The organism is Streptomyces sp. NPDC002564, from assembly GCF_042889645.1.
Taxonomy (GTDB): Bacteria; Actinomycetota; Actinomycetes; order Streptomycetales; family Streptomycetaceae; genus Streptomyces.
This window is the reverse complement of the sequence record NZ_JBIARE010000006.1, coordinates 139,087-151,723: the sequence shown is the minus strand read 5'-3', so window position 1 is coordinate 151,723 and position 12,637 is coordinate 139,087. Positions and strand designations below refer to the sequence as shown.

Sequence of the window (12,637 nt, the reverse complement as noted above, 5' to 3'; positions counted from 1 at the left end):
GCAGAGGCACCCCCTACAGCCAGCGCGTCTCGCGGGACGCCGCCCGTGCCCGGGCGCACCAGTCCTCGTCCACCGGCGGCAGGTCGCTCCAGCGCCACGGGGCCGCGGGCGTGCCGTCCGTCTCCAGACCGTACGACGTCGGCCCGGGGCGCGCCGGGGGCGGCGGCGGGCGGTCCGCCAGGCGCCGCTCCAGGAGGGCGGCCTCCTGCGGGAGTCCCGCCTTGCGCAGGGCGGCGACCAGGTCGGGCGAGGGCTCGTCGGCGTCCAGGGCCGCGCGGGCCAGGCGGCGGGCCGCGTCGAGTTCGCCCTCGGCGGCCAGCCCGGCCACCAGGCGGGCCGGTGCGTGCGGGCTGCGCAGGTCGGTCCGGTCCAGGGCGCGGTCGATGACGCGCCGCGCGCAGGCGTCCTGGCCGACGTGGCGCAGCTGCCCGGCCACCCTCGGCTCGCTGCTGTCGGCGCAGCGCGCGGCCAGCCGGGCCAGCAGCCCGGGCCGGTCCACGGCCCGCAGTTCGCGCAGCAGGAACCCCACCCCGCCCCGCTCCACCGCGGCCTCCTCGGCCGCCCGCTCGGCGACCTGCGGGACCACGTGCGCCAGGCCGTGCGCGGTGAGCTCCTGGAGGAAGTACGCGGCGTACTCGGGGTCGGACAGGCCGACGCGCTCCCGCACCGCCCGGTCCAGGAGGCGGACGGCCTGCGCCGTCTCGCCGAGCTCCCGCAGCGACCACAGGAGCAGCACCACGCCCGTGACGTCGCCGACGTCGCCCTCCCCCACCGCCTCGCGGACGAACGGCCGCGTCAGCGCGGGGCCCACGGCGTGCGCGCGCAGCCCGTCGAGCAGGAACGCGACGTCCTCCGGGACGCTCAGGTCGCACCGTCCCGCGGCCCGTTCGGCGATCCGTACGGCGGCCCCGGGCATGCCCCCGCACGCGCGCAGCCCCTCCAGGACGTACCCGGCGGACTCCGCGTCGGCGACGTCGGCGGACTCCGCGAGACGGCCGGCGAACAGCCGGGCCGCATCGTCCTCGCCCGCCTCCGCCAGCTCTTCGAGGACCGCGAGGGCGCTCTCCGTGTCGCCCGGATCAACGTGCCGCGCCGCCTCGCGGGCCACCGCGGCGACATCGGCCTCCCGGCCCCCGGCGGCCCGCAGCGCGACGAGCAGTTCGGCGGCGAGGTCCGGCCGGGTGAGGTCGGCGCCGGGCAGCAGCCGGTCGGCGAGGCGGACGGCGTCGGCCACGTGCCCGCGGGACGACAAGAGGTGCAGCAGCCGGGCGGCGAGCGGCGCTTCGGGCAGCCGCAGGTGCGTCACCGGGTCACGGGCGAGCAGGAGGCCCTGCTGCCCGATCTGCCCGAGCTCGGAGAGCAGCGCGGCGACCTCGTCCGGGTCGGTGACGTCGGCCTGCGCGACGGCCCGCCGCGCGATCCGGGCCCCGGCCTTCGGCCACACCGGGTCGTGCAGGCTCCACAGGAAGAGCCGGATGCCGTCGCGCCGGGCGAGCCCCGCGTGGTCGGCGACCCAGAGCAGCACCTCCTCGCCCTGCCAGGAGCCGCGGGGCAGGGCGAGCATCAGGCTCTGCAGGACGTGCGGGTGCCCGGCGGCGATCGCCCTGCGCATCAGCAGCACGGCCTGCTTGCGGTGGTCGAGCCACCGGGCCTCCTGCGCCGCCGCGAACAGCATGTGGGGGTCCGTGGTGTGCTCCTCGACGGCCCGCCACAGCGCGGGGGTGGGCGCGGGCAGCGCCTTGTCGGCGCGCAGTGCCTGTTCCAGGTAGTCGGCCGGTTCGTACGCGGGCTCCTCGCCGGCGGCCGCCCGCACCGCGACCAGCGCGGTCAGCGTGGACCGGATGTCGGTGCGGCGGCCGTCCGGGCGCACCCCGCGGGTGAGGGAGCGCAGCGCGGCCGCCGCCCAGTCGGGGTCGGCGCTGCGGTGCCGTGCGTCGAGCGCGGCGTCGGCGGCCTGCGCGAGGAGCGGGCCCGGCACCGGGGCGTAGTGGCGCAGGCCGCGCGCGGCGAGCGCGGTGCTGACGAGGGCGTGCTCGGCGACGCTGAAGTGCGCGCCGGGCCCCGCGCGGAACGCCTCGTACAACTCGGGCCCGCCGCTGAGGTGCTGGACGACCCGGCCGTCGCGGGCGCCGGCGTGCAGGGAGTCGCTCATGCGCGGGTCCCCGCTGTCGGCGGCGAGGCGCCGCCAGCGCTCCCGCTCGGCGTCCGTGAGACGGCCGGGCACGGCGACCTTGCGCGTGGCCGGCGAGGTGAGCAGGGCCCGGACCCGGCCGTGCGGGTCGGCGACCGTGCCGGGGCGGGCCACGAGCCCCTGGTAGGGCTCGGTCCACAGGGTGCCCGCGGCGACCACGCCCGGCCGGTCGAGCAGCAGTCGCCGCAGCAGCTCGGCGGCCTCCTCGGCGACGGGCCCGCCGTGCAGGAACCGCTGCGCCTCGTCGAGCCAGAGGACCTGCCCCGGGCCCGCCTCCCCTGCGTGCAGCAGGTTCAGGAGGCCGACGTGGTCGTGCGGCCGCAGCAGCGGGCGGCCGGGCGCGAGGGCGCACAGCGCCTCGTAGAGCGCCCGGGTCTTGCCGGTGGAGGAGCCGCCGGTCGCCAGGAGCAGGACGGAGCGCTCCCCGGCGAGCGCGGGCGCCAGGGCGCGGCGCAGTTCCTCGTCGTGGGGGCGGAGCAGGTACGGGGTGAGGAAGGGCAGCGCGCCGGGGTCCGTGCCGGGCAGGGGCGCCTCGTGCACTTCGAGGAGGGCGGGGCCGGTGTCGGCGGCGCCGGGTGCGCGCGGAGGGCCGGGTGCCGGGGCGGGGGCGGCCCGGGGCGAGGCGCGTTCCCACAGGTCGTGCAGCGGGGCGGGGTCGACGCCCAGGGCGCGGGCGAGGGCGGCCACGGTGCGGGAAGAGGGGCGCGGATGGCCGTCGTTGAGGGCCTGGCTGACCGTGGTGCGGCCGAGCGGGACGCCCTGCGCGGCGGTGCGCGCGAGGAGCCGGTCGATGCTCCAGCCCTGATCGGCGCGGGCCTGCCGCAGCTCCTTGCGCAGGAGCGCGAGCGCGCCCCGTGCCGCGCCGTCCGTCACGTCGCCGCCCCCTGGGTGTCCGTCGGGTGTGTTCGCCGACGTTCATCTTCGTCCGGACGCACCCCGCCGGACACGGAGTTCGGGACAGTCCTGGTGTCCCGGCCGGACGCCCCGCACCGCACCCCCGTACCGAGGAGCCTTCGTGACCCCGTCCCGTCTCGCCGCCCTGACGGCGCTGTCCCTGGTCGTGACGACCGTCCTGGATCTCGCCCTGCTCGCCGTGGCGGTGCGGACCCTGTTCGCGGGGTGAGTGCCCGCGCACGGAAAAGCCCGAGGGCGGCACCCCTTCCGGAGAAGGAGTGCCGCCCTCGGGTCGCGTGAAGCGATGAACAGCCGATCCGCGAGGATCAGAAGTCCATGTCACCGCCCGGCATGCCGCCGCCGGCCGGGGCGGCGCCCGCCTTCTCCGGCTTGTCGGCGATGACGGCCTCGGTGGTGAGGAACAGCGCGGCGATGGAGGCGGCGTTCTGCAGGGCGGAACGCGTCACCTTCGCCGGGTCGAGGATGCCCTCGGCGATCATGTCCACGTACTCACCGGTCGCGGCGTTGAGGCCGTGGCCGACGGTGAGGTTGCGGACCTTCTCCACGACGACGCCACCCTCGAGACCACCGTTGACGGCGATCTGCTTGAGCGGGGCCTCCAGCGCGAGCTTCACGGCGTTGGCGCCGGTCGCCTCGTCACCGTCGAGCTCGAGCTTCTCGAAGACCGCGGAGGCCTGCAGCAGGGCCACGCCACCACCGGCGACGATGCCCTCCTCGACGGCCGCCTTCGCGTTGCGAACGGCGTCCTCGATGCGGTGCTTGCGCTCCTTGAGCTCGACCTCGGTCGCGGCACCGGCCTTGATGACCGCAACACCGCCGGCGAGCTTCGCCAGGCGCTCCTGCAGCTTCTCGCGGTCGTAGTCGCTGTCCGAGTTCTCGATCTCGGCACGGATCTGGTTGACGCGGCCCTGGACCTGGTCGCTCTCACCGGAGCCGTCGACGATCGTCGTCTCGTCCTTGGTGATGACGACCTTGCGGGCGCGGCCGAGCAGGTCGAGACCGGCGTTCTCCAGCTTGAGGCCGACCTCCTCGGAGATGACGGTGCCACCGGTGAGGATGGCGATGTCGCCGAGCATGGCCTTGCGGCGGTCACCGAAGCCCGGGGCCTTGACGGCGACGGACTTGAAGGTGCCACGGATCTTGTTGACGACGAGCGTGGACAGCGCCTCGCCCTCGACGTCCTCCGCGATGATCAGCAGCGGCTTGCCCGACTGCATGACCTTCTCCAGCAGCGGAAGGAGGTCCTTCACGTTGGAGATCTTGGAGTTGACGATCAGGATGTACGGGTCGTCGAGCGACGCCTCCATACGCTCCATGTCGGTGGCGAAGTACGCCGAGATGTAGCCCTTGTCGAAGCGCATGCCCTCGGTGAGCTCGAGCTCCAGACCGAAGGTCTGGGACTCCTCGACGGTGATGACGCCTTCCTTGCCGACCTTGTCCATGGCCTCGGCGATGAGCTCGCCGATCTGGGTGTCGGCGGCGGAGATGGAGGCCGTGGAAGCGATCTGCTCCTTGGTCTCGACGTCCTTGGCCTGCTCGAGCAGGGCGCCGGAGACGGCCTCGACGGCCTTCTCGATGCCGCGCTTGAGGGCCATCGGGTTGGCACCGGCGGCCACGTTGCGCAGACCCTCGCGCACCAGGGCCTGGGCCAGGACGGTCGCGGTCGTCGTGCCGTCACCGGCGACGTCGTCCGTCTTCTTCGCGACCTCCTTGACCAGCTCGGCGCCGATCTTCTCGTACGGGTCCTCGAGCTCGATCTCCTTGGCGATGGACACACCATCGTTGGTGATCGTGGGGGCGCCCCACTTCTTCTCGAGGACGACGTTGCGACCCTTGGGGCCCAGGGTCACCTTGACGGCGTCGGCGAGCTGGTTCATGCCGCGCTCGAGGCCGCGCCGTGCCTCCTCGTCGAACGCGATGATCTTGGCCATGTGAAGTGGTCCTCCCGGACGATGGGGGTCCCCCCCAGCTCCCTCAAGGAGCTTGGGGGAGGAAACGCAAACGGATCGTGCTGGTGCCCGCGACGGACGGCCTGCAGCCCTTGTGGTTCCTTGCCCCACCCGGCCTGCGGGCCTCACCGACCCGATCCAAGTTCTGTCACTCTCACGCGGAGAGTGCTAAGCCCAATGATTAGCACTCGACCCCTGCGAGTGCAAGCGCCTCTCACGGATCTCGGACAGCTCTCCGGCGCGCGCCCCGGCGCCCGCGGGCGCACACGAGGGGCCCGTACCCCTGGCGGGATACGAGCCCCTGGCGATGCTTGCTTCGGTGGTCGGTCGCGCCGAGCTAGACGGCGAGTTTGACCATGTCCGCCTGCGGACCCTTCTGGCCCTGCGAGATCTCGAATTCGACTCGCTGACCTTCTTCAAGGGTGCGGTACCCGTCCATCTGGATCGCGCTGTAGTGGACGAAAACATCCGCACCACCGTCGACCGCGATGAAGCCGTACCCCTTCTCCGCGTTGAACCACTTGACGGTGCCCTGAGCCATGCCTAACTCCCCTATTACTGGCCCTTGCACAGGACCGCACTTCGCGGACCCGGGTCAGACCTCCACCGCCCATTGGATGATGGGGGTGTGCGCCGGAACGCGTCGACCGCCGCTGAATGTATCTGTCCAACTGCCGTCTGCAACAGGTCAATCGGACGAGAATTCCGGGCACGCGTGAACGGTAATATGCGAAGAATTCGCTGAATTCGGGGCAAGTCGGGCCAGGCAAAAGCCGCATAAGGTTCGAATGGGCAGCGCTCTTTGGCTACTTCTTGTCGGCTCCGGGCCGACTTCGTATATGCGCTCGGCACTGACGGCGAAGCACGCTTCCCAACTGTACCGTGCTCAACCATGCAGAATTGCCCCCTCCGTTTCTCGTACGGAGGGGGCAATTCAGATAACGCAGGGTACTTGCGAAAAGATCAGCCGCCGGCGACGGCGGGAATGATCGAGATGCCCGCGCCGTCCGGCGTCGCGGTCTCGAGGCCCTGCTCAAAACGGACGTCGTCGTCGTTCACGTACACGTTCACGAAGCGGCGCAGCTTGCCCTGGTCGTCCAGGACCCGGGCGGCGATCCCGGTGTGGTTCTTCTCCAGGTCGGCGATGACCTCACCGAGCGTGGCACCCTCGGCGGCGACCTCGGACTTGCCGCCGGTGTAGGTGCGGAGAATGGTGGGGATGCGGACGTTGACGCTCATGGGGTTCACCTCAGAAGTACGGAGGGCGGAGGGACGCGCCCCGCAAGGGGCGCGGGGAACGGCGCGCGGACGGGCCGCGACCGGCGGTCGGGCGACGGCGATCAGGTCCCGCGGCGGCTAACCGGCCAGCCCGGCGGAGCGAAACGCCTCGAGGTTCGGCTTGATCGTCGCGGTGGCCTGCGACGTCTCGGCGACGGCGTCGAGCGTCTTGAGGCCGTCCCCGGTGTTGAGGACCACCGTCGTCAGCGAGGGGTCGATGAGCCCCGCCTCGACGAGCTTCTTCGTGACGCCCACCGTCACGCCGCCCGCCGTCTCGGCGAAGATCCCCTCGGTCCGCGCGAGCAGCTTGATCGCGTCGACGACCTGCTCGTCGTTCACGTCCTCCACCGCGCCGCCGGTGCGGCGCGCGATGTCCAGGACGTACGGCCCGTCGGCCGGGTTGCCGATGGCGAGGGACTTGGCGATGGTGTCGGGCTTCTGCGGGCGCACCACGTCGTGACCGGCCTTGAAGGCGGCGGACACCGGGGAGCAGCCCTCGGCCTGCGCGCCGAAGATCTTGTAGGGCTTGTCCTCGACCAGGCCGAGCGCGATGAGCTCCTTGAGCCCCTTGTCGATCTTCGTGAGCTGCGAGCCGGAGGCGATCGGGATGACCAGTTGGTCGGGCAGCTGCCAGCCGAGCTGCTCGCAGATCTCGTACGCGAGGGTCTTGGAGCCCTCGCCGTAGTACGGCCGCAGGTTCACGTTCACGAAGCCCCAGCCCTCGCCCAGCGGGTCGCCGATGAGCTCGGAGCAGAAGCGGTTCACGTCGTCGTAGTTGCCCTCGATGCCGACGAGCTCGCCGCCGTAGACCGCGGCCATGACGACCTTGCCCTGCTCCAGGTCGTGCGGGATGAACACGCAGGAGCGGAAGCCGGCCCGGGCGGCGGCGGCGCCGACGGCGCCCGCGAGGTTGCCGGTGGAGGAGCAGGACAGGGTGGTGAAGCCGAAGGCGCGGGCGGCCTCCAGGGCCTGCGCGACGACCCGGTCCTTGAAGGAGTGCGTGGGGTTGCCGGAGTCGTCCTTGACGAACAACTTGCCCTGCTCGATGCCGAGTTCCCCGGCGAGGTTGTCGGCCTTGACCAGCTTGGTCCAGCCCGGGTTGAGGTTCGGCTTGTCGGCGACGTCGGCGGGGACGGGCAGCAGCGGGGCGTAGCGCCAGATGTTGGCGGGGCCGGACTCGATCTGCTTGCGGAGGGCCTCCGGGTCGCCGAGCGGCAGGTCGTAGGCGACTTCGAGGGGGCCGAAACACTCGACGCAGGCGAAGATCGGACCGAGCGGGAACGCGGTGCCGCACTCACGGCAGGAGAGTCCCGAGGCGGGGCCGAGGTCTACGGAAGAGGTGGTGCTTTCGGTGGCGACAGTCTGCACAGCCATGGAGGCGAGGCCCTTTCTCCTCATCTTCCTCGCGACGCATCTCGCCGCGAGACGGAATTGGCACCTTCCCGAGCCGGGAGCCTCGCTGCGCTTGATCGCGACGAGTCCGACCGGAGGGTTGCCGGGGCTTCAACGGGCCGTGTCCCTCTGCCCCTCTGGATGAGCGGTATTCGATTGTGGTGACGCCCACGACCCCCGACATGCGATGGTCACCGGCGTTGTTCAAGACTGTAACCGAAGCCCCGGACCCTTGAGATAGTCGTCCGAACCGCGAGATGGATCACATATGGGAGGACCAGGACCGTGCTGGAAGAGGTCGAGCACTGGCTGAGCAGGCGTTCCTGGTCGGTCGCCGACCGTCCGGTGGACCGGCTGGCCGCCGCCAAGCACGCGTCCGGCACCTCGGTGAGCGTCGTCCTGCCCGCGCTCGACGAGGAGGGCACGGTCGGCGAGATCGTGGCCGAGATCCGCCGGGCGCTGATGGAGCGGGTCCCGCTGGTCGACGAGCTGGTCGTGATCGACTCGGGCTCCACGGACCGCACCGCCGAGGTCGCCGCGGCGGCCGGCGCCCGGGTCGTGCACCGCGACGAGATCCTGCCGCGCATCGCGCCCGTCCCCGGCAAGGGCGAGGTGCTGTGGCGCTCGCTGCTCGTCACGAGCGGGGACGTCGTGGCGTTCGTCGACGCGGACCTGCGGGAGTTCTCCGCGGACTTCGTCTCGGGGATCGTGGGCCCGCTGCTCACCGACCCGGACGTGGACTTCGTCAAGGCGATGTACGACCGGCCGCTGGGCTCGGCGGCGGGCCAGGGCGGGCGGGTCACGGAGCTGATGGCGCGGCCGCTGCTGAACATGCACTGGCCGCGGCTCGCCGGGTTCGTCCAGCCGCTGGGCGGCGAGTACGCGGCGCGCAGGTCGCTCCTGGAACGGCTGCCGTTCCCCGTCGGGTACGGGGTGGAGCTGGGGCTGCTGGTGGACGCGCTGCACACCGTGGGCCTGGACGCGCTGGCGCAGGTGGATGTGGGGGTGCGCAGGCACCGGCACCAGGACGGGCAGGCGCTGGGCCGGATGGCGGCGGCGATCTACCGGACGGCGCAGCTGCGCCTGGCCCGCGGCCATCTGCTGCGCCCCGAGCTGACCCAGTTCGAGCGGGGCGCGGACGGCTTCGTGCCGCGGACCCATCCCGTGGACACCGAGGAACGCCCGCCGATGACCGATGTCGCCGAGTACGCGCACCGCCGCGTGGCGTGACCGCGGCGGCCGTCGCGTGGCGTAACCACGGGGGCCGCCGCGTGGCGCAACCACAGCAGATGATGCGTTTTGCCTACATTGCCCCTTTATGTGGGTCAGATATGCACTGAAAGCCATGCGGCGGGCCGGAGTGCTCACGCTCGCCTCCGCCACCGTCGCGGCGGGCGCGCTCGCCGTGACCGCGACGCCCGCGTCCGCGGAGGTCATCGAGCCCTTCGCCAAGCGCTACGACGAATCGCTGTACGGCGACTTCAAGACCATCGGCAACACGGTCCTCGACTGCCCGACGAGCCCCGCCGACGTGGCCGCCGCCTGCAAGGAGACCCAACAGGCCCAGGGCACCAAGAACAACAACAACTTCGCCGAGCGCCGCATCGACACCGCCGGTCTCTCCGGCACCTTCGACTCCAGCACCGGCCGGGTGACGATCCCGCCGGGCGCCCAGGTCGACTACGCGCGGCTGTTCTGGGGCGGCAACGCGGGCACGCACCGCTTCGGCAGCACCGTGCGCACCATCTGCGACCTCAACCGCGAGGGCAACCAGCCCGTGGACCCGGCCCCCGGCGACCCGCTCACCACCGCCCCCGTCATCCGGGTCGACGGCGGCGCGGAGAACACGGTGAGCGTGGAGAACGCGGTCCGCTCCCCGGCCGCCACCCAGGGCCCGCACTACTACACCGCCGAGGCCGACGTCACCAACGCCTTCCAGGGCGCCACCACCGGCAGCCCCGTCGAGGTCGCGGTCGGCAACGTGTGGGCGCCCGCCGGCCAGGGCTGCGTCGGCGGCTGGTCGCTGACCGTCGTCTACAAGTACGACGGCCCGAACGAGGAGTACGCGCCGGACCGCCGCAACGTCTACCTCTGGGGCGGCCACGTCATCCAGCGCTCCACCAAGGGGCGCGCCGCGGCCCCGGACGGCTCCACCACCGTCCCCGTCGACGGCTTCTACCGCACCGAGGGCGACATCCACGCCAGCGTCACCGCGTACGAGGGCGACTGGAACACCAAGGGCGACCAGTTCCTGGTCGACGGCAAGCCCGTCACCGAGCCGCACACCGGCAAGAGCGACAACTTCTTCATCAGCCAGGACGACGGCGCGGTCAAGCCCAAGCACCGCAACAACCTGAGCATCGACGCCAAGGCCTTCGAGGTGCCGGACGGCGCGATCCCCGTCGGCGCCAGGTCGGCGAGGCTGACCTTCACCAGCACCGGCGACGTGTACGTCCCCTCCCAGCTGGCGCTCTCCGTGCCGGTGCCGGACCTGGAGGTCACCAAGACCGCCGCGCCCGCCAAGGTGCGGCCCGGCGACAAGCTGACGTACACGGTCAAGGCCAAGAACATCAGCAAGCTGCCCTACCCGGGCGCGCGGTTCGGCGACGACCTGAGCGGCAACCTCGACGACGCCACGTACAACGAGGACGCGAAGGCCTCCACCGGCACCGTCTCGTACACCAGACCCCGGATCGGCTACGTCGGCGACATCGGGCCCGGCGAGACCGCGACCGTCACCTACTCGCTGACCGTCCACGACCCGGTGCGCGGCGACGGCAAGCTGCTCAACAACGTCGACGTGGAGACCCCGCGCTCCAACTGCGAGAAGGGCAGCACCGACCCGAAGTGCTCCGCCGAGCCGGTCATCGACGTCCCGCGGCCGCCGCTCACCGTCGTCTCCTCGCCCCGCGACCGCACCGTCCCGGCCTGCGGCTCCACCACCAACACCATCACCCTCAGGAACACCTCGCGGAACCCGCGCATCGGCGCCACCGCCTCCTGGCCCGTGACCCGCGGCTCCACGCCCGTCCCGAGCGCCGGAAAGGTCGTCCGGGAGGGCTCCCGGTACGTGTGGCGGGGCACCGTTCCCGCGCACGGCAAGGTCTCCGTCACCCAACACGTCAAAGTGTCGTGTACTCCGGGTGAGGTCACCGTCATCACGGTGACGGCGCCGGGCAGCAACTGCGCGAAGAACCGGCGCGGCGGCGACGACCCGTGCACCACGGCGATCCTCGCCCGGCGGGTGCAGGGGCGGCCCGCGCCGCCGCAGCAGCCCGCCGCGCCCCGGGACGGCACCGACGGCGGCTCGCTCGCCGAGACCGGCGACTCCGCCACGCTGCTGTACGGCGGGGTCGCGGTCGCGCTGTGCGGGCTCGGCGTGCTCGTGCTCGCCGCCGCGCGCCGGCGCCGCGACTGAACCGCGCCACCCGCGCCCCGGCGGCCGGACTCCCGCACCGGGAGTCCGGCCGCCGTACGTTTGAGCGTTTCCGGGACGGGCTACGTTCTGCCACATGGTCTCCGAGTCCGGTTCGTCAGCAGCACAGGTCCTGGTCGCCTCCAACCGCGGCCCCGTCACGTACACCCTCGGCGAGGACGGGGAGCTGACCGCGAAACGCGGCGGCGGCGGCCTGGTCTCCGGCCTCAGCGCCATCGGCGACGAGGCCGACGCCCTGTGGGTGTGCTCGGCGCTCGGCGACGGGGACCGCGAGGCCGTGCGGCGCGGCGTCGGCGAACCGGGCGTGCGGATGCTGGACATCGACGCGGACGTGCACGCCGACGCGTACAACGGCATCGCCAACTCGGTGCTCTGGTTCGTCCACCACCTGCTCTACCAGACCCCGCTGGAACCGTCCTTCGGGCCGGAGTTCCGCGCGCAGTGGGCCGCCTACGAGACGTACAACCGCGCCTTCGCCGAGGCACTGGCCGCCGAGGCCGCGCCGGGGGCGGCCGTCCTGGTGCAGGACTACCACCTGGCGCTGGTGCCCGGCATGCTCCGCGAACTCCGCGAGGACCTGCGCATCGGCCACTTCTCGCACACCCCCTGGGCGCCCGTCGACTACTTCCGGATGCTGCCCGACGACGTGTCCGAGCAACTGCTGCGCGGGATGCTCGGCGCCGACCGGCTCGGCTTCCTCACCGGGCGCTGGGCGGACGCCTTCACCGAGTGCTGCGTGCGGCTGGTCGGCGGCACCACGGGCACCCGGATCGGCGTGCACGGGCTCGGCGCGGACGCGGACTTCCTGCGCGAGCGGTCGCGGCGCGACGACGTCGAGGAGCGGATGCGGGCGCTGCGCGAGCAGACCGGCGCGGACCGCAGGCTCATCGTCCGGGTGGACCGCACGGAACTGTCCAAGAACATCGTGCGCGGGCTGCACGCCTACCGCGAGCTCCTGGACACCCGCCCCGAGTGGCGCGAGCGCGTCGTGCACCTCGCGTTCGCCTACCCCTCCCGGCAGGACCTCGCGGTCTACCGCGACTACACCGCCGAGGTCGCCCGGGTCGCCGGGGAGATCAACTCCGCGTACGGGACGCCGGACTGGACGCCGGTCGTGCTGCACGTCGAGGACGACTTCGCGCGCTCCCTCGCCGCCTACCGCTTGGCGGACGTCGCCCTGGTCAACCCCATCCGCGACGGCATGAACCTGGTCGCCAAGGAGGTGCCGGTGGTCTCCGACGAGGGCTGCGCGCTGGTCCTCTCCCGGGAGGCGGGCGCCCACGAGGAGCTCGCCGAGGACGCGCTCACCGTGAACCCGTACGACGTGTCGGCCACCGCGCGGGCGCTGCACGCGGGCCTGACGATGCCGCGGGACGAGCGCGCCGAGCGCACCAAGCGCCTCGCCTCGGCGGCGACGGCGCTGCCGCCCGCCCAGTGGTTCCTGGACCAACTGCACGCGCTCACCGGCTGACCCCG

8 protein-coding genes and 1 riboswitch are annotated in these 12,637 nt (G+C 72.5%); of the genes, 3 read left to right on the top strand and 5 right to left on the bottom strand.

The features are described 5' to 3' along the window. Window positions 1-13: 13 nt before the first annotated feature. The 5 genes from ACFYXE_RS22335 to thrC form a co-directional block, all read right to left on the bottom strand. Window positions 14-3,064 carry a helix-turn-helix domain-containing protein gene (locus tag ACFYXE_RS22335; protein ID WP_389314897.1) on the bottom strand — a complete coding sequence of 1,017 codons (3,051 nt, stop codon included), beginning with the start codon at window positions 3,062-3,064 and terminating at the stop codon, window positions 14-16. 347 nt (window positions 3,065-3,411) lie between these two features. Next, a complete protein-coding gene (gene groL, locus ACFYXE_RS22330) occupies window positions 3,412-5,037 on the bottom strand; it encodes a chaperonin GroEL (RefSeq protein WP_361173413.1) in 1,626 nt (541 codons plus the stop codon). A 355-nt stretch (window positions 5,038-5,392) separates the two neighbouring features. Further along, window positions 5,393-5,596, bottom strand: coding sequence for a cold-shock protein (locus ACFYXE_RS22325; RefSeq protein WP_005315736.1), 204 nt, complete (start codon window positions 5,594-5,596; stop codon window positions 5,393-5,395). A gap of 422 nt (window positions 5,597-6,018) precedes the next feature. Beyond that, window positions 6,019-6,294: a ubiquitin-like small modifier protein 1 gene (locus ACFYXE_RS22320; RefSeq protein WP_361173416.1), complete on the bottom strand. Its 276-nt coding sequence runs from the start codon at window positions 6,292-6,294 to the stop codon at window positions 6,019-6,021. A 117-nt stretch (window positions 6,295-6,411) separates the two neighbouring features. Beyond that, window positions 6,412-7,731 (bottom strand): threonine synthase, encoded by a 1,320-nt coding sequence (gene thrC / locus ACFYXE_RS22315; RefSeq protein WP_389314894.1) that lies wholly within the window; start codon window positions 7,729-7,731, stop codon window positions 6,412-6,414. After that, window positions 7,725-7,873, bottom strand: a riboswitch (SAM riboswitch). It overlaps the preceding gene by 7 nt. Before the next feature lie 137 nt (window positions 7,874-8,010). Here thrC and ACFYXE_RS22310 point away from each other — a divergent pair. From ACFYXE_RS22310 to ACFYXE_RS22300, 3 genes are all read left to right on the top strand, one after another. Further along, the gene (locus ACFYXE_RS22310) at window positions 8,011-8,955 is read left to right on the top strand and encodes a glucosyl-3-phosphoglycerate synthase (protein WP_389314892.1); all 945 of its coding nucleotides are present in this window, start codon (window positions 8,011-8,013) and stop codon (window positions 8,953-8,955) included. A 115-nt stretch (window positions 8,956-9,070) separates the two neighbouring features. After that, window positions 9,071-11,143: a hypothetical protein gene (locus ACFYXE_RS22305; RefSeq protein ID WP_389314890.1), complete on the top strand. Its 2,073-nt coding sequence runs from the start codon at window positions 9,071-9,073 to the stop codon at window positions 11,141-11,143. A gap of 94 nt (window positions 11,144-11,237) precedes the next feature. Further along, window positions 11,238-12,632 (top strand): trehalose-6-phosphate synthase, encoded by a 1,395-nt coding sequence (locus ACFYXE_RS22300; RefSeq protein ID WP_389314888.1) that lies wholly within the window; start codon window positions 11,238-11,240, stop codon window positions 12,630-12,632. Window positions 12,633-12,637: the final 5 nt, after the last annotated feature.